Annotated in this window: 18 protein-coding genes; 2 read left to right on the forward strand and 16 right to left on the reverse strand. The window is 35.0% G+C overall.

Features of this window, described 5'->3' with window-relative positions:
• Positions 1 to 117: 117 nt before the first annotated feature.
• Together OTK00_RS06900 and argH are read left to right on the forward strand one after the other, a co-directional pair.
• A complete protein-coding gene (locus tag OTK00_RS06900; protein WP_045169612.1) occupies positions 118 to 1,335 on the forward strand; it encodes an argininosuccinate synthase in 1,218 nt (405 codons plus the stop codon).
• Entirely contained in the window at positions 1,331 to 2,710 is a 1,380-nt protein-coding gene (gene argH / locus OTK00_RS06905; protein WP_045169613.1) for an argininosuccinate lyase, read from the forward strand. The genes OTK00_RS06900 and argH overlap by 5 nt, the downstream gene beginning before the upstream one ends.
• Positions 2,711 to 2,767: 57 nt before the next feature.
• On the opposite strand, the gene OTK00_RS06910 is transcribed toward argH, so the two are convergent.
• The 16 genes from OTK00_RS06910 to OTK00_RS06985 form a co-directional block, all read right to left on the reverse strand.
• Positions 2,768 to 3,370, reverse strand: coding sequence for a 50S ribosomal protein L25/general stress protein Ctc (locus OTK00_RS06910; protein WP_045169614.1), 603 nt, complete (start codon positions 3,368 to 3,370; stop codon positions 2,768 to 2,770).
• A 43-nt stretch (positions 3,371 to 3,413) separates the two neighbouring features.
• Entirely contained in the window at positions 3,414 to 4,322 is a 909-nt protein-coding gene (locus tag OTK00_RS06915) for a YesL family protein (protein ID WP_045169615.1), read from the reverse strand.
• 14 nt (positions 4,323 to 4,336) lie between these two features.
• Positions 4,337 to 4,843: a CarD family transcriptional regulator gene (locus OTK00_RS06920; RefSeq protein ID WP_045169616.1), complete on the reverse strand. Its 507-nt coding sequence runs from the start codon at positions 4,841 to 4,843 to the stop codon at positions 4,337 to 4,339.
• 81 nt (positions 4,844 to 4,924) lie between these two features.
• Complete coding sequence (locus OTK00_RS06925) at positions 4,925 to 6,238, reverse strand: LCP family protein (RefSeq protein WP_045169617.1); 1,314 nt, start codon at positions 6,236 to 6,238, stop codon at positions 4,925 to 4,927.
• Positions 6,239 to 6,280: 42 nt separating this feature from the next.
• On the reverse strand, positions 6,281 to 7,381 hold the full coding sequence (locus tag OTK00_RS06930; RefSeq protein ID WP_045169618.1) for a glycosyltransferase family 4 protein: 1,101 nt from the start codon (positions 7,379 to 7,381) through the stop codon (positions 6,281 to 6,283).
• Entirely contained in the window at positions 7,378 to 8,661 is a 1,284-nt protein-coding gene (locus OTK00_RS06935) for an O-antigen ligase family protein (RefSeq protein WP_045169619.1), read from the reverse strand. Before OTK00_RS06935 ends, OTK00_RS06930 begins: the two co-directional genes overlap by 4 nt.
• Positions 8,645 to 9,835, reverse strand: a complete 1,191-nt coding sequence (locus OTK00_RS06940; protein WP_045169620.1) for an O-antigen ligase family protein — start codon at positions 9,833 to 9,835, stop codon at positions 8,645 to 8,647. The genes OTK00_RS06935 and OTK00_RS06940 overlap by 17 nt, the downstream gene beginning before the upstream one ends.
• Positions 9,801 to 10,541 (reverse strand): acyltransferase, encoded by a 741-nt coding sequence (locus tag OTK00_RS06945; RefSeq protein WP_045169621.1) that lies wholly within the window; start codon positions 10,539 to 10,541, stop codon positions 9,801 to 9,803. Before OTK00_RS06945 ends, OTK00_RS06940 begins: the two co-directional genes overlap by 35 nt.
• Positions 10,538 to 11,662 (reverse strand): Gfo/Idh/MocA family protein, encoded by a 1,125-nt coding sequence (locus tag OTK00_RS06950; RefSeq protein ID WP_045169622.1) that lies wholly within the window; start codon positions 11,660 to 11,662, stop codon positions 10,538 to 10,540. Before OTK00_RS06950 ends, OTK00_RS06945 begins: the two co-directional genes overlap by 4 nt.
• 17 nt (positions 11,663 to 11,679) lie before the next feature.
• Positions 11,680 to 12,993, reverse strand: coding sequence for a nucleotide sugar dehydrogenase (locus tag OTK00_RS06955; protein ID WP_045169623.1), 1,314 nt, complete (start codon positions 12,991 to 12,993; stop codon positions 11,680 to 11,682).
• Positions 12,993 to 14,102, reverse strand: coding sequence for a DegT/DnrJ/EryC1/StrS family aminotransferase (locus OTK00_RS06960; protein WP_045169624.1), 1,110 nt, complete (start codon positions 14,100 to 14,102; stop codon positions 12,993 to 12,995). Before OTK00_RS06960 ends, OTK00_RS06955 begins: the two co-directional genes overlap by 1 nt.
• Positions 14,103 to 14,139: 37 nt before the next feature.
• The gene (locus OTK00_RS06965; protein ID WP_045169625.1) at positions 14,140 to 14,925 is read right to left on the reverse strand and encodes an LPS biosynthesis protein; all 786 of its coding nucleotides are present in this window, start codon (positions 14,923 to 14,925) and stop codon (positions 14,140 to 14,142) included.
• A gap of 18 nt (positions 14,926 to 14,943) precedes the next feature.
• Positions 14,944 to 15,825, reverse strand: a complete 882-nt coding sequence (locus tag OTK00_RS06970) for a ComEC/Rec2 family competence protein (RefSeq protein WP_045169626.1) — start codon at positions 15,823 to 15,825, stop codon at positions 14,944 to 14,946.
• Between the two features lie 22 nt (positions 15,826 to 15,847).
• On the reverse strand, positions 15,848 to 16,843 hold the full coding sequence (locus OTK00_RS06975; protein ID WP_045169628.1) for an electron transfer flavoprotein subunit alpha/FixB family protein: 996 nt from the start codon (positions 16,841 to 16,843) through the stop codon (positions 15,848 to 15,850).
• Positions 16,844 to 16,887: 44 nt separating this feature from the next.
• The gene (locus OTK00_RS06980; protein WP_045169629.1) at positions 16,888 to 17,676 is read right to left on the reverse strand and encodes an electron transfer flavoprotein subunit beta/FixA family protein; all 789 of its coding nucleotides are present in this window, start codon (positions 17,674 to 17,676) and stop codon (positions 16,888 to 16,890) included.
• Between the two features lie 19 nt (positions 17,677 to 17,695).
• Positions 17,696 to 18,841: an acyl-CoA dehydrogenase family protein gene (locus OTK00_RS06985; protein WP_045169630.1), complete on the reverse strand. Its 1,146-nt coding sequence runs from the start codon at positions 18,839 to 18,841 to the stop codon at positions 17,696 to 17,698.
• Positions 18,842 to 18,893 lie beyond the last annotated feature (52 nt).

The raw sequence follows: 18,893 nt of genomic DNA on the forward strand, positions 1-18,893 counted from the left end.
ATATTATAATAAAATAAATCCTCTTAAATCTCAAGAAAATTTAAAGAATCACCATTGCATATTTATTCATTTGGGTGTATAATTTTATAAAAAACTATAAAGTGAGGGGAAATGCAAATGCAATTTGATAAGGTAGTACTTGCGTATTCTGGGGGCTTAGATACCTCGGTAATAATACCCTGGCTAAAGGAAAATTTTGGATGTGAAGTGATTGCAGTAGTAGTAGATGTTGGTCAGGAAGATGATTTTGAGGCTATAAAAGAAAGAGCCTACAAAACCGGTGCAGCAAAAGTTTATATAGAAGATGCTAAAGAAGAATTTGTAAAAGAGTATATATTCCCCACTTTGAAAGCAGGCGCAGTGTATGAAGGAAAGTATCTTCTTGGCACATCAATGGCAAGACCGCTTATTGCAAAAAAGCTGGTTGAAATTGCTAAAAAAGAAAATGCTGATGCTATTGCTCACGGTGCAACGGGTAAAGGAAATGATCAGGTAAGATTTGAAGTAACAATAAAAGCTCTTTTGCCAGATATAAAAATAATTGCACCGTGGCGAATTTGGAATTTAAAATCACGCGAGGACGAATTGAATTACCTTGCCCAAAAGGGTATAGACATTCCTTTTAAAAAGGAAGAAAGCTATAGCATGGATGAGAACATATGGCATCTTTCACATGAAGGTCTTGACTTAGAAGATCCATGGAACATGCCAAACTTTGATAAGGTGTTAAAGATTACAAAGAATCCTATTTCATTGGATGACCAGCCAGAGATTATTGAAATAGAGTTTGAAAAAGGTATTCCGGTAAAGGTAAACGGCCAAAAAATGAACTGCGTTGAGCTTTTGAAGTATCTGAATAAAGCCGGTGCTGAACATGGTATAGGAATTGCTGATATAGTAGAGAACAGACTTGTGGGAATGAAATCACGCGGTGTGTATGAAACACCTGGTGGCACAATTCTTTACTATGCTCATAGAGAATTAGAATACCTCTGCCTTGACAGAAACACATTACATTTCAAAGAATTTGTTGCAATAAGATTTGCCGAACTTGTGTATGATGGACTCTGGTTTTCACCTTTAAGAGAAGCACTTTCTGCATTTGTTGACAAAACTCAAGAAGTTGTTAATGGTACCGTGAAACTTTTACTGTACAGGGGAAATATTTATTCTGCTGGTTCAAAGTCTCCAAATTCTCTCTATATTAAAGACCTTGCAACATTTGAGGAAGATCAGATGTACAATCAAAAAGATGCAGAAGGGTTTATAAACTTATTCGGTCTTCCATTGAAGGTATTTGGAATGGTAAACAAGAGAGAAGGTGATTTAGATTAAGCTCTGGGAAGGCAGGTTTTCAAAAGATACAGCAAGGATATTTGATGAATTCAATGCCTCTATTAAGGTTGATATCAATCTTTTTGAATATGATATTATGGGCTCTGTTGCACATGCGAAGATGCTTTCAAAATGTGGTATTATATCCGAAGAGGAAGGTAAACTAATTATAACTGCACTTAACGATATTCTGAATGATTACAGAGATGGTAAAATTGAGTTTGATGTTTCTGATGAAGATGTCCATATGCTAATCGAAAAAGAGCTTATAAAAAGAATTGGACAGGTAGGAAAAAAGGTCCATACGGCACGAAGTAGAAATGACCAGGTTGTACTTGACGAAAGACTTTTTTGCCGTGAGAAAAATATTTATTTGCAAGAGTTGATAAAAAATCTGATAAACACCATTATAAAATTGGCAGAGGAAAACACAGACGCAATTATGCCAGGGTTTACTCACCTTCAAAAAGCTCAACCGGTTTTGTTTTCACATTATATATTAGCATATGCTCAAATGTTAAAAAGGGACCTTATCAGATTTAAGCAAAATTTTAATTCAATTAATATAAATCCTCTTGGCAGTGCTGCACTTGCTGGAACCTCCTTTGACATAGATAGATTCTTTGTTGCAAACCAACTTGGATTTGAAGGAGTTACAGAAAACAGCATTGATACAGTTTCTGATAGAGATTTTATTCTGGAAATGCTATTTAATATTGCAATACTTCAAATACACCTTTCACGCCTTGCAGAAGATTTTATTATATTTAACACTGACGAGTTCAAATTTATTGAACTTGATGATGCATATTGTTCGGGTAGCAGTATAATGCCACAAAAGAAAAATCCTGATGCACTTGAGCTGATACGGGGCAAGACAGGGAGAACAATCGGCAACCTTGTTGGACTATTGACAGTTTTAAAAGCCCTTCCACTTTCTTATAATAAAGACTTACAGGAGGACAAAGAATTTTTGTTTGATTCTATTGACACTGCTGAAAAGAGCTTAATTATTATAAACGAAATATTAAAAACTTTGAGAGTGAACAAAGAAAATATGCTCATGTCCTGTAAATCTGGATTTATCAATGCAACAGACCTTGCCGATTATTTAGTTTCAAAAGGAATTGCGTTTAGAGATGCACATTTTATTGTAGGGAATATTGTTAAGTTCTGTATAGAAAGCAAAAAAACATTGGAAGATGTTTCTTTGAAGGAGTACAGACAATTCTGTGATAAAATTGAAGAAGATGTTTATGATTTTATAGATATTAGAAACTGTGTACAAAGGCGCAAAAGCTATGGTGGTACTTCCCAAAAAGCTTTAATGGCTCAAATTGATAATTTAAAAGAATTTTTAAAAAGTTTTGAATAGAAGATTGATATTCAAACAAAAGGGGGCTGCACAGTATTATGTGCAGCCCCCGACTTTTTAGCCATTTGATGAAGAGCCTTCTTCTTTCTTCTCTTCTTCTGGCTCTTCTTCAATCTCACTTACATCAATTACAGCAACAACCTCATCCAGATCCTCTGTAATTTTAATACCAGCAGGAAGTTTTATATCCTTCAATTTAATAGCTGCTGGTTTTTCGTATTCCATAAGATCAATTACCAAATGCTCAGGAATATCTTTCGGCAAGCCTTCTACCTCTACAGTATCCATTTGCCTTTGCAATACAAGTCCTCTTGACTTTAATATCTCTGCATTTTCGAATATAATTGGCACCTCAACATATATAGGCTTGTTTTCAGAAAGTATCTGAAAATCCACATGAATAATGTTCCCTTTTACATAATGAGTTTGTACCTCTTTTATAAGCGCAGTCCTCTCTTTCCCATCAATGAAGATTTTTATTTTTCCAGCTAATCCTTTTTGTTGATATAATTTTTCAAATTCTTTCTTAGAAACATAACCTGGAAGGCTCTTTATGTCATCACCATATGCAACAGCGGGAATATATCCTTCACTTCTGAGCCTATTTAAAGTGCTCTTTTTAAATGTATCCCGTCTGTTATAAACAAGTACCGGTTCCATAAAGATATACCTCCCTTCTTTGAATTATGCGTGACATATTTAATTATAACTGATCATCCCCGGTTATGTCACCATCTTTACCTTCTGCTTGATCTTCTTGCTTCTGAGGATTCAAATATTGTGCAAATACATAATTTGTATAAAAGTTCTGCATAAGCCCCAAAATGCTTACCCAGATAATAGGATAAAGCAACAACACAAGAAGAAAGCCGGTTGTAAGCAACAGTAAAAATGGAATTAACCAAACACTGAGCATTAACAGGAACATTCCTATGGTGTGTGGAAGTTTTATAACTGTAAAAATAAAAGCATTTTTATATATATGTCTTACCTTTAAGTTATAGGTTACCATCATGGGATAGATATAAATATGCATCATAACATATACAATAAAGGTAAATATCAAAAAATATTTTATAATACCCACACTCGGGTATTTAATACTCTGGTATGAATAAAATCTTATAGCAATAGAAAAGACAAATATGATTAACAAGTCTGCAATAAATGCTATAAAGCCCTCTTTTATATTCTTCTTCAGATGTTCAAAAAAATCACTTGTCACCCACGCGTGCTCTTCTCTTGCAAAGTTTCTGACAACATAAGTGAAACCTGCAGTGGTCGGCCCTATCCCAAAAACCATAAAACCACTTAAAAGAAGCAAACTTATTGCATTGATTAAAAATGATTGTACTGTCTGTATATCTTTTAAGTTTTGTACTCCCTTTGTTGCAGACTCCATTACTGGAATCAAGTAACTCCCAATTAAAAGATACAACACAACCAGCACAGGCAATGATACAAGAAAATAGAGAATATTCAACCAGCAGAGTTTCCAAAACTTTCTTGCCAGTACCTCAAAGAAAACTATAAATTTTGACTTTGGCGGGAGATCTTCAGGTACACCTGGTCCTGGTTTTGTATAGTCGAAAAATCCAAAAAAGCCAGCCACAAACAATAGCCCCCTTATTCTGCTATTTCAAGTTCAAAAAGAATACTATCAACCATCTTTTCTACCTCTTCTATGTCAAGACCTTTTGCAAGTCCAAGTTCGCTTACCAAAATTTGTTTTGCATTGTTGAACATTATCTTCTCGTTGGTTGACAATCCCTTTATCTTCTCTCTTGCTGCAAGCATCTTTAAAACCTCAACAACGCAGTAAATATTGCCACTCTTCAGTTTTTGCTGATTTTCCCTGATTCGTTTATTGTAATTCCCACAGTTATTTATGTCAATTTTGAAATTATTATCTTTTAAAAGTTCAAACACTTTGTTTGCTTCTTCTTCAGAAATGACATTGCGAATGCCAATCTCCTCGGCACTATTAATGGGCACCAAGACTTTCATACCGTTGTACAGAATTTTTACCACATAATATTTCTGAGTACAGTCAAATACCTTTTCCTCTACTATCTCAACTATCTCTCCTGCTCCATGCAAAGGGTGTATTATGGTATCTCCCACCTTATACATCTTTGCCACCCCATGACATCTCAATAACTTTACATAATAAAGTATATCTAATTGAAAAGTTTTTGTCAAAAATATCTTTTTCTATTCTCCCTGTTTGTAAACATCTGAATTCACATCCGGTAAAGCAAATGGTATATTTTCTTGACTCTGTGCATTGGTATCCATTTGCTGTTGCTGTAAAGGATTTTGAAGAGTTTGACCAGAATTTGTGGGTGGCAATGTCCTATCATTAATACTTTCTGAATTCTGCTGATAACTTGTCTGAGTCTTATAATTTTCATTTAATGTGCCCGGTAAAGCTTGAGAGATTTCATTGCCATTATTTTGACTTTTATAAGTAATACTTTGATTTACCTCGGGGTTTGTATTATTATTCTCTTTTTTGGCTCTTACAACAATTTTTCGTGCATATTTATACTTTTCCGGCAGTTTCAGGTCAATTTCTACATCATACCCGAGCAAATCCTTGATAAGCTTTTTTATCCCTTCATAATCAGGTTTCCAGTAACTTATACCCATGTAATTAAAATAATCACCTGGCAGGCTCTCAAATATCATATCTTCCTTTCTCATATGCTGAGCAAAATAAGCCAACGACGTTATCTGCTGAAGAGTGAGGTTTGTATAAAAATGTCTTCTTATCTTCCAATATATCTCCGGCAAAACAATTATTTTGTTGCTTGCTTTTAACTGTTCAAAAACAGAAAGTATGAGCTCTTTATCCCTCTTAATGCGGTCAATGTCTCCACCCGGTGTTTTTCTCCAAAGAGCATAGTACAGCGTTTCAATGCCGTTTAATTTTTGATATCCTGGCTTTAAATCTATGTCAACCCATTTTGTTTTTACCCTGACAGGTGTCTCAACATTAACATATACTCCACCTAAAATATTCACAACCTTTCTTACTGCATCAAGGTCAAACCCCACATAGTACTCAATTGGTATTCCACCTAATAGTCTACTCACGGTTTCCATAGTATAAAAAAAACCCTCCTGTTGCTCTCCTCCACCATAGCCAAAAGCACTATTTATTTTGTCCAATTTTCCAATTTTATATATTTCAGTTAATGTATCCCGGGGAATAGATATGCCCTTTACTTTCCTGTCCTTAAAATTAATATTTAAAAACAAAATAGTATCTGTCCTGTGAAGATCGTAAGAAGTACGATTGCTTGCTTTATCAAGTCCAATAACCAGTATATTTACACTATTTTCATCAAATGGATATTTAACCTGTTCCAGCTTGCCATGTGATGATTTCTTTTTTTCAAAGACTTTCTCTATATACTTTGTGTCAATTAAAAATATTTTATACAAATACCCCAGAACACCTGCAAGGACTATAATTATAGTCAAGACAATAACTAAAACTTTGCTTTTGATTATCTTTCCCATATTTTTAGTCTATCTCCTTCCCCGCCATTTTAAGAAATTTTGCTACTGTCCCATAATATCTCTGTAGAAATCAAAAAGTTTTTTCTCCTCTTTTGACCAGTTATAGATTTCAGAAAATGCTTTATAACCATTTTGTCCTTTCTTTATAATTTCATCTCGATTCTCGTAAAAATATAAAATTGCTTCTTTAATTTGCATAACATCAGTTGGGTCAATGGTAATTCCACAGTCACTACCTTCAATTATCTCTTTCCAGAGCTCAAAATTTGAAGCAATCACAGGCATCCCTGCTGCCATATATTCAAATAGTTTCAGAGGAAGTGATGTCTTATACCTTCTCAGTGGCAACAGAGTAACAAAACCCACATGCGCATTTTTCAGAATCTCCGGTATGTAGCCTTTGGGAACTCTTCCCCATATCTTTATTTTTTCATTCTCAAACTTTTTTATCTCTTCAAAATACTCAGCACTTTCGGCAGGTCCTATAATATCCAACTTTATGTTAAGCTGTAGCAGCTGATTTACTGCCAAAATTAAATGTGTAATCCCCCTGTGATAAGACACATTTCCAATATACACAAGATTTATTGTATCATCAACATTGTAAATCTCTCTTGCCTGCCACTGCTCAATGGTGGGAAAATTCCTTAATATTACCCTGTTTTTGCAGTTAAATTTTTTAAAAATATCTTCGGTTACAACAGTCACGCCATCCAACAGCTTACTTACGCCCTTTTCAAAAAAATTAAATGCAAAAGAAAAAGGAATTTTCACAATTTTGGGCCAATACTCCCTGTCCCGGAATGCCAAAAAATAATCCTCATGCACATCATATATCACTTTTTTTCTGAGTATAAGCTTAAAATACAAAGCCAGAGGCAGTAGGTCAGGGTCATGAAAATGAATCAAATCAGGTTTTTCTTTCTTTACTATTTTTATAATCTTTATATAGTTCTTATACCTCTTTGTTCTTGATAATTTTTTTAGACCATAAATTTTAATATTATCTACAATCCGAAAATCATCATCTGCAACAGCACACAAAACTGTCTCATATCTTTTGCTAAGACTTTTTGTAATTTTGTTAAATACCCTTTCATCATCCCATGGATGCGCAGATGACAATACCAATACCTTTTTCAACTTTTTTGCTCTCCCTTGCTTTTTTGAATATTTGATATTATAAACACTGCAAGTGCGAACAGAAACCACATAATTCTCATTTCTATCATCTTTGATGAACTAATGCTCGAAAAACCAAATGCAGCAATTGAAGAAATTATTGAAATAGCGGGTAATCTAAACTTATTTTCTGTACACTTTATTTGTAATAGCTTGTATACTATATACAAAATCCAAACTATGTAAAAAACAAAGACAATAATACCATAACAAACAAGCACATCCAAAAACCAATTATGAAGCTCTACATTTATAGTATATTGTTTTACCTTTTCCATCAAGGCTCTACTATTGCCCGAACCAACCCCAAAGAAAAGGTAATCATATAAAAATGAAAGTCCATACACAATCAAAAGTTCTCTTCTTACATTTGATGAAAGAGTACTGTCTGAAAAATCAAAAAGTGACAATAGCTGCGTAGAAATTATTTGTCCTGCTTTGCTAAAAAGTCCAAAGTCCAATCTAAATCCTATGAGAATTATTAAGAATAAGAAAACAGCAAATGAATATTTTAAATATTCTCGTTTTTCAGATTTTTCAATCAATAAAAAGTATACTGTCAAAACTAACACAAAACCTATATAGTTTGCCCTGCTTGTAGTAAGTATTAAAAGAGGTACTGATAATATAATATCAATCAAAGCTGTAACCTTTTTTGCTAATATTCCCTTGTTTATAACAAAATTTAAGATAAATGGTAAATATAACACCAAAAAAGTGGCAAAATCGTTCGGGTTTGAAAAGAAAGTTGATGGTGTCCTGTGCAAATTATATAGAGAAACTTTGGATGTCCAAAGATGCTTATCAGTTATAACCTCCCAGTAACCCACCAAGACGTTTATGGTATAAGAAAACAAAATAATGTTCTCCAGTATATTCCATTTGATATAGTTTGAATAGTACATAAAAATCAAAATAACCAGAATATTCCCGGTCAAAAACACCTGGTCGCGAAGAGCACTTTTTATATCCTGAGCCCATAAAAAACTGAGCAGCGAATATGCAATCCAGCCAGCTAAAAAATACGATGAAAAATTTAAAAATTTTTTAATTTCAACGCCATTTAAAATCATATCTATAAAAATTAGCATAAACAACAAACCCAAAAATATCCTGTATAAAAAAAGATAACTCAAACGAGGATATGCAAGTGTACTGCCAAAAAAACCAGTTAAAAATGCAAGGTATATGATAAATGGAAGATATCTTTCTTTTATTTTAAGATTAAATGGCTTTTCCATTCTTTTGTCTCCACCTTTTAAATTTTCGTAAAACCAAAGCCATATAATAAACATAAATTAAATTTACAACCACCATTCTTACATTTGTTATCTCTGCCATATCGAACATTTGAAATACTGTGATACAAATCAATCCAACAAACACTGCCCAATCAGAATCCTTTTTTGAGATAAGCATATTAAACGTAGCAAAAAAGACAAGAAAATATACCAAAAACACAATCATCCCATATCCTATTATACCATACTCTATAAGAACATTTAAAAACAAATTATGTGCTGAGTGAAGAGCTACAATACCCGGAGCTTTTAAGCTTTTGAAAAAACTTTCAAACTGAGCAGGACCAATGCCATCAAATAAGCTCCTGTGTTTAAAATAGTTTAAAACAAACTCTATAGCAAAGATTCTCTGCCCCACGGCATTTTTTACACTGTATATATCAGAAAATTTCGGTATTCTATAGGCAATTTTGGGGAAAAATAGCGCAGATATAACACTCAAACCTATCAGAATCTTAACTATGTTCTGTCTAACAAACCTTATATTAATCAGCAATGACTCAATGAGATATATCAAAAATCCTGTCCTTGAACCAGTTAGCAAAATCTCTAAAAATATTATAAGTGTGGCTGACATCTTTTGCCTTTCGTTTTTCAAAAGGTCCAACACGAAAGGATAAACCATTACTAAAAAAAATGCAAATGTATTTGGATTAAAAAATATTGATATTGTTCTTTCTTTGTATGATCTGAACAGTAAATAGTATGAATACTCAACAGTACAAACCAAAAGCGCAATAACAAATACAAAAACCCATATTTTTTTCAACTTACAAAATAACCTGCTGTCATACAGGACAAATACAATATAGAACAAAGCCGGGATGAGAAAAGCATTCACCATCCCTAAAATAGCTTTATTTTTGTCTATGACATTTTTAAAAAAAAGCATACTTAAAGTAATCATTACAATGTAATAAAAAAGTGGTACTAAATCAACTGGTTCAAGCTTCAATTCTGGTTTGTAATAATAAAATATCAAAATCAAAGCACCAAACAAAAAAAGATAAAAAGGTACACTGGAAAACCTGACAAACTGAAATAAAACTACTCCAACTATACTTAAAACTATTTCAAATTTATTGATTTTCAAGAAGCTGTTCAACCGGTACATCTTTAAGCTCCTTTGCTGGATTCCCCACCACTATCTTGCGAGCCGCAACATCCTTTGTTACCACACTACCAGCTCCTACAAACCCTTCTTCACCAATTACTTTTCCAGGCAAAATGGTAGCATTTGCACCAATCCTGCCACCACGTTTTATGGTTACACCCTTAAAATACTTTGCCCTGTCCTTTCCCCTTCCCGCAAAGTTGTCATTTGAGGTAACAACACCCGGTGCAATAAAAGCCCAGTCTTCAATTTCTGAAATTGCCGTAATGTATGCGTTTGTCTCTATCTTGCAATTACTTCCAATATTGGTCTTATTCTCAATGCTGACTCCTCTTCCAATAATTGTGTTGCTTCCTATTTTAACATTTTCCCTAACTGTTACCAGGTCAGCGATAAATACGTTCTTGCAAATATGCGCGCCTCTGTAAATAATAGAATTTGCACCAATTTTTACACCATCTTCTATCAAAGCAGGCGGCAAATTAGTCTCCTCTGTTGTCTTGCTCATAAAAGCTTTTTGAGGAAACTTACCTATAATTGTCCCATCTGATATCTCCACATTATTGCCTATCACACTTCCTCTTTTTATAACAACATTATGTCCAATCCTGCAGTTATCTCCAATAATAACATCATCCTCTATCACCACAAAATAGCCAAATTCAACATTATTCCCTATCCTGGCACTTTCACTTATATACCTCATTTTTCATCCATCTGCCTTTTATATTTTATTTTCATATCAAGTGTTGAAAAATTTTTAAGTGGAAGTTTAACAGGCTTTTCTTCCACTGAAGATTTATATATTCCCAGGATTATCTCAAGTGATTTTCTTCCTTCTTCGCCCGTTACAAGCGGGTCACCATCATTTTTTATTGCTTCAATTACATTCCTAAAAAGAGGTATATGCCCAAATCCATAAACATCATCAGGATTTTCCACAAATTTTTCTATTACCTCTTTTTCATCTTCTTCTGGCACACGCCAAACTACAATCTTATTAACTGACTTACCACCAAGCACAGCTGTACCTGTTTCACCAAAAATGCTGAGAGTCTCCTCCAAATTAGACGGCCAAACACATGTTGTGCCTTCTATAATGCCCCGTGCTCCATTTCTGAATCTCAACAATGCAAAGCCCGTGTCTTCTGCTTCAATTGGTCGTAAAAATGTTTCAATATCTCCATAAATCTCGTCAACATCTGAATTTATAACCCATTGCAAAAGATCTATATTATGTGAACACTGGTTCATAAGCGCACCGCCATCCTGTTCCCATGTTCCTCGCCATGCGTCCTGTCTGTAGTAATCGTCATTTCTGTTCCATCTTATGTTTGCAACACCATAAAGGATTTTCCCAAACTTACCGCTTTCTATTGTTGCCTTTAATTTCTGGACACTTTTGTTGAACCTATTTTGCAAACAAACTGCCAAAACCTTTCTTTTTTCTCTCGCCTTTTGAATCATCCTGTCCGCATCCTCAATAGAGAGCGCCATGGGCTTTTCAACAATCACATGCCTGTCAAAATCCAGGGCTACAAGCACCTGTTCAGCATGAGATCCACTGAATGTAGCAATATCAACTATATCAGTGTTTTGCTCTTTTAGCATCTTGATATAGTCAGTGTATATTGGAATTTCTCTCTTTACCTCAATTCCTTTGGCCTTTAAAAGATCATAGTATTTTTGCCGGGTCCTCAATGCTCTTTCTTCAATAAGGTCACAAAAACCCACAACCTCCAGGCTATCAAAGTTGTTTGCATAAGCCTCTGCATGTTTGAACGATATTCGTCCACATCCAACCAAGCAAACCTTTAGCTTGTCCATATTCTGCCCTCCAAAAATCACAATTTATACACCTTTTCAGATTTTATTCCTTTTGTTGCATTCCTTGTATCAAATATGAGTTTTGCATGCTCCACTATAAACTGATAGTCATATTTGGAATGATCGGTTGTTATTACAACTATGTCGTATTGTCTCAAACTCTCGGCTGAAAGGTCAACAGAAACATATTGTTTTCCCCTATAGATGAAACTTGGCACATACGGGTCATTGTATTCTACAATAGCATTCTCTTTCTCAAAATTTTCAATCACTTTTAAGGCAGGTGATTCTCTGATATCATCTATGTCTTTTTTATATGCAACGCCTAACAGCAGGACCTTTGAACCATTTAGTGGTTTTTTGAATTTGTTCAGTATCTTCATAACCCTTTCAACAACATACTCTGGCATATAGTTATTTATCTCACCGGCAATCTCAATAAGCCTGGTATGATAGTCATATTCTCGTGCCTTCCAGGTAAGATAAAATGGATCAATGGGTATACAATGTCCACCAAGACCAGGTCCTGGATAAAACGCCATAAAGCCATAAGGCTTTGTCTTTGCTGCCTCAATCACTTCCCAGATATCAATATTCATTCTTTCACACAAAATAGCCATCTCATTTACAAGCGCAATATTTATGTTCCTGAATGTATTCTCTAAAATCTTTTCCATCTCTGCAACCTTTGGCGAACTTACTTTAAAAACCTCACTCTCTAAAACATTTTCATACAATCTTGCAGCAATCTGAGTACAAACTGGCGTAACTCCCCCCACAACCTTGGGTGTATTTTTTGTCTTGTACATCTTATTTCCCGGGTCAACACGCTCGGGTGAAAATGCAAGGAAAAAATCCTGCCCGCATATAAGCCCGCTTTGCTCAAGGATCGGTTTTACAACCTCTTCTGTTGTCCCTGGATATGTTGTACTTTCCAGAACCACAAGCATACCTTTGTGAAGGTACTTTGCAATCTCCTTTGTTGAATTGACAACATATGAGATATCTGGCTGTTTATATTTGTCAAGGGGAGTTGGAACACAGATAGCCACAGCATCAACCTCTGCAATCTTGCTGTAATCGGTTGTGGCAAAGATTCTACCTTTTCTGACAAGTTGTTCAAGTTCCCCGTCAACAACATCTCCAATGTAATTCTGCCCCTTATTTACCATATCAACTCTTTTTTGCTGTATATCAAAGCCAATTACCTTATAGCCCGCCTTGGCCTTCTCAACCGCCAGGGGCAGTCCAACATATCCAAGCCCAACTACACCAATTATTGCTGTCTTATCCTCAATCTTTTTTAATAACTCTTTCGCAACATCATTCATTATAGCTTACCTCCCAGTTCATTTATCGACGATATTATATACTCAATCTCTTGATCTGTAAGCTCTGGAAACATAGGAATAGCAAAAGCCTTTTTAGAAACTTCTTCTGATACTTTAAAATCACCTTCTTTATATCCCAAAAACTGCAATGCTTTTGTCAAATGTAACGGCACCGGATAATATATACCTGTTGAAATTCCTTTTTGGGATAAATATGAAATTATCAAGTCACGTTTTTCATGCTGTAAAACGTATAAATGGTATATATGTCCTCTTTCATAATCATTTGCTTTGGCGGGCAGAGTTATTCCCTCAAGTTTCAAACCTTGATTATACTTTTGAGCAATCTCAGTTCTTTTTTTGTTCCAATGGTCTATGTATTTGAGTTTTACAAGCAACATTGCCGCCTGAATTTCATCAAGCCTACTGTTAAAACCAATAATTTCATTGTAGTATTTTTTCTTTGAACCGTGCTGGCGAAGCATTCTTGCTCTTTCAGCAACCTCATCATTGTTTGTTACAATCAAACCCCCATCTCCAAAACCACTCAGGTTTTTTGTTGGAAAGAAGGAAAAACATCCCACATCACCAATTGTCCCTGCTTTTTTACCCTCGTATTCTGCTCCAAATGCCTGACATGCATCTTCTATTATATATAAATTGTAATTTTTAGCTATCTCAACTATTCTACCCATGTCACATACCTGACCAAATATATGCACAGGAATAATAGCTTTTGTTTTGGAAGTAATTTTCTTCTCTATCTCCTCAGCATTTATATTATAAGAAAGCGGATCTATATCAACAAAAACAGGTTTAGCACCAACTCTCACAATAGCTTCTGCTGTTGCAAAAAAGGTAAACGGCGTTGTTATTACTTCATCACCATTTCCTATTCCCAGACTCTCAAGTGCTATCACAAGGGCATCCGTTCCGTTACCAACACCTATACAGTGCTTGACATTTAAGTATTCACTGCATTCTTTTTCAAACTCCAAAACTTTCGGACCAAGTATATACTGCCCACTTTGTAACACCTCATCCAAAGCATGCATAATTTCATGTGAAAGCATTGTGTACTGGCGTTTTAAATCAATTAGAGGTATCATCTTTTTTTCATCTCCATTCTTTTATTGTATTTTTTTATCAAAGCTTGGAAAGTATATATCTTCTTTCTCTCAGGATTACATACAAAATTGCTACTATAACTCCTGCAAAGGTTCCGGCAACAACTCTTACAGCCTTTTCAAATTTGCTGCCTGCTGACTCGTATATCTTGATTTTGCCATATTCAGCTATAGCACTTTTTAGATCAATTACCTTGTTATAATTTTCATTAAACCACTTGATAAGATTTATGGCTGAAAGAATCTGACTGTACTGTTCCTGTTCGGCTGCTGTCAATTTTTGCATATCATACTTCTGCTTCTCCTTTAAAAGCTCATCAAGAAGCTTCTGAGCAGCTTCAGATCTATTTTTCAGATCCAGCAAAACCCTGCTATTTAAATCTTTCATATACTCGTCAAGCATCTTCTGTGCCTCATCAGAAGAGTTTGCAACAGCTTTTACAACCACATAGTTAACGCCACCTTTAGAAGCCCTGGACTCAATAAATGCACCAAACCTCTCATCTTCTCCATACCTACTTGTGACATAGTCCAAAAAAGGAGGGTTCAGTGCAACCATTTCCAAATATTCTTTGTTCAGATCAATAGAGGACATATTTGAATAAAGCCCCTGGATAATATTTGAAACAGAATAAGAAGTCATATTAAAACTCAGAGGGTTTAAAAGATTGTTGTCAAGCCTCAGGTTTATCTCCGCTGTCCAAAGAGTCTTTGTAAAAAACTGAACAACAGCAACTGATAGTATTACAAAGACAAATATGATTAACAGCATTTCTTTTATTCTTTTTTTCAAAATCTCAACCATTTGGTCTATTTCTCCTTTCTACTTTTCTGTTAAGACTTTTACATTTCCATCAGGTGAGATTATAACTGCAATATTACCATTGTCCATGGTTGTCAAAACCTTTATGTGATGGTCATACAACCTATTTAGTGTAGATTTATGTGGATGTCCGTATGGATTGTCTTTGCCAACACTTATTATGGCAAGCTGGGGATGCACTTTCTCAAGAAACTCATTACTTGTTGCAGCATAGCTCCCATGATGAGAAACTTTCAGTATATCAGCGCTAACATCCTCATTTGCACTTAGCATATCATATTCTACATTCTTCGAAATATCAGCTGTCAGAAGTACTTTTTTGTTTGCAAACTCTAATTTTAAAACCGCACTCGAATCATTCAAATTTTCATACTCTTTCAGTGGAGACAGAAAAGTAAACAATACATTATTTATTGAAATTCTGTCATAAGCTCTTACAATACTTATCTTTAAATTTTTTTTATCCAAAGCTTTGAGCATATTTTCAAATGCCTGAGTATTTGCTGTCTTTTCTACAGTATAAAACTTTTTAACATTAAATTCTGAGATAATTTTGTCCATGTTGCCAATATGGTCTTCATGAGGGTGTGTGGCAACTACAAGGTCAAAAGTTTTTATATCCAAGATATTAAATACTTTCAATATCGTACTTTCAGCAGTGTTTGGTCCTGAATCTACCAATACAAATCTATTTTCGGGAGTTTTTATTAATATGCAATCCCCCTGACCAACGTCTAAAAATAACAATGTACATACATCTCTTGCTAAAAACTCTTTTAAATGATCCTGCCAGAATTTATCTTGCGTATCCAAAAAAGAACAAGAAGTTAAAAACAACAAAACAAAAACTAACAATAAAGAAAGCAATACTTTTTTCTTCATCGGCTGCCTCCACTATACAACCTTAACAGTTTTCTAACCTTTGTTTAAATATCCTTATAAAAGATTTTATGGTCTGAGTGGCATCTGCTACAATCCCATAGTTTGCAATTTTAAATATCTCCGCATCTTTATTCTTATTGACTGCAATCAAAAGCTTTGGCTTACCAATTCCACATACGTGATGAGCCGCACCTGATATACCAAATGCAAAATAAATATCTGGGGAAATAATCTTGCCACTCTGTCCAATCTGAAAATCTTTAGAAGCCCATCCCAAATCAACAAGAGGACGTGTAACACCCACAGCACCACCTAAAATGCTTGCCAGCTCATATGCATATTTGAGATTCTCTTTATCTTTTATTCCCCGTCCAACACCAATAACTATTTTAGCACTTTCAAGTCTGTTATCAATATCTTCTTGTATAGTTTTTTCTATAAAATTCACATGACTGCTTTTTTCCTGAATTTTTATTGTCTTTTTCGAAATTTCAAACTCTTTTTTGATTTGATACAGACATTCAATACCAGCTTTCGGCTTGACTGTAACAAATGTAATTGGAGAGTCCTTTACAGAAATTTTTGCATTTATATTTGCACCGTATGCTGGTTTTATAAAAATAAGCTTTCCAGAGGACTCATCAAATTTTATATCAGTGCAATCAACAACAAAACCCGAAGAAAATTTAGCCGCTACACTTGCCAAGATCGACTTTGTAAATTCATTTGAAAAAGCTAAAACTATCTGGGGTTGTATCTCTTCTACACTTTTTGTAACTGCTTCAATATATGGTCCCTCATAAAAAGAAAAACTGTCATCTGTATAAACCACAACTTCACAGCCACCAAAAAGCTTTAACTTGCCAAAAAAACTTTCATCAGGAAATTTCTTTGAGTATATCCCTATCACTACCTTCTTGGGTTCTGCAATTTGGCTTTCAATAAGGGCCAAAAGTGGGTTAATATTTTGATATTCATCTTCCACAGGAATGACAGGTACAAATATTGTATATCCCATTTATTTCTTATAACCTCCCCTGATAAACTAAACTTTAGAATATATTATATTAATTTCAAAATTATATCTGCTAAACATTCAATCTCGCTTGCACTTGCCTGCTCATAAATCTTGCAGCTGGTGCTTTCCATCATTTCCTCTTCAAAGCCATCCACAGCCGTTTTTGAGCCTTCAAGCCCTACTTTTTTGACATCTATGTCTTTCAAGTCATCCAGAGTCAAAACCTTGGGCTCATACGAATGTGCCCTTATCATGAAACTCAGTTTTGGAAATCTCACTAAGTTACTATCTTTTTTAACCGATAGCAATACTGGTAGTTTGACTTCAAATTTTGCCATTACATTTTCAATCTTCTTTACAACCTCAAGAGTACCTTCATCCTTGGGATTTATATCAACCACCGAAGCGATGTGACAAATTCCCAAATACTGAGCAATCTGTGGGGGAACAATAGATGTCTCTCCATCAAGCGAATGCTCACCGCAAAGGATTAAATCAAACCTCCCCAGAGTTTTAATGGCAAAAGAAAGTGCATATGCTGTAGATGAGGCATCAGACCCTGCAAGTCTTTTATCGCTCAATAAAATTGCATCATCCACGCCCAGTTCAACAAGCTCTTTTATTTTTTCCCTGCACTCCAAAGAACCCATGCTAAGTGTATATATTTGGGAGTCAGGGTATATATCTTTTAACTTCAAGGCAAACTCAAGCGCATTCAAATCGGCAGGGTTGTTCATCAAATGCTGCAAACTTCTCTTTATTGTTTTTGTAGTTGAGTCATATTCAATTTTATCTGGATTTACTATCTGTTTTACACAAACCAGAATATTCATACCACTTGCCACCTCTTTTTTACAAATCTTTTACAATCTCAGATGCAATAATATTTCTCTGGATCTGATTGGCACCTTCAAAAATCTGGGTTACTTTTGCATCTCTCATCATCTTCTCAACCGGATAATCTTTTACATATCCATTTCCACCCATAATCTGAACGGCATCAACAGTCACTTTCATAGCAACATCTGATGCAAATACCTTGCAAGCTGAAGACTCTTTTGTATAGTTTTTTGCACCATTGTCAATCATCCTGCATGTGGAATACAAAAGGGATCTTGCAGCCTCGATATTTATGTACATATCAGCAAGCATATGCTGAATAGCCTGAAAAGATGTAAGAGGCTGACCAAACTGTATTCTTTCTCTTGCATACTTAAGAGCGTGCTCATAAGCACCCTGAGCAATCCCAACCGCCATTGCTGCAACACCCGGTCTTGTCCTGTCAAATGTCTTCATTGCAACAATAAATCCTGTGCCTTCTCTGCCCAGTAGATTCTCCTTTGGGACTTTGCAATTTTCAAATATGAGCTCTGTAGTGGAAGATGCTCTGATTCCCATCTTATCTTCTTTTTTACCAAAGTAAAAACCTTCATAGCCTTTTTCAACAATGAAAGCAGAAATACCTCGCGGACCCTTTGATTTATCTGTAACTGCAAATACAACATATATATCCGCTTCCGCACCATTTGTTATCCAGTGTTTGTTCCCATTTAAGATATAAAAATCTCCCTGCTTCTCGGCTACTGTCTTTATATTGCTTACATCACTTCCTGCATCAGCCTCTGTTAACGCAAATGCAGCAATTGCTTCACCTTTAGCAATTCTTGTTAGATACTTTTTTTTCTGATTTTCTGTTCCATACAGCATTATTGGATATGCACCCAGGGCAGTAGCTGCATATGACACAGCTATCCCCGCACAGTTCCTTGAAAGTTCTTCAACAACGAGACACATCTCCAACACACCGCCGCCAAAGCCGCCATATTCCTTGGGAATATAAACACCGGTAAGTTCAGTATATGCCAATAAATCCAGTATATCTTTTGGAAAAATCCCTTCCCAGTCATATTTGCTGGCAACTTTTGATATGACCTCATCTGAAATCTTTTTTGCCAATCTTTTTATGATTTTCTGGTTATCTGTCAAAAAGTAATCCACCTAAAATTTCGCCCCCTGTTTTTCAAAATAGCTTTTTTTGATAGTTTATCAG

Source organism: Caldicellulosiruptor morganii, from assembly GCF_026810225.1.
GTDB lineage: Bacteria > Bacillota > Thermoanaerobacteria > Caldicellulosiruptorales > Caldicellulosiruptoraceae > Caldicellulosiruptor > Caldicellulosiruptor morganii.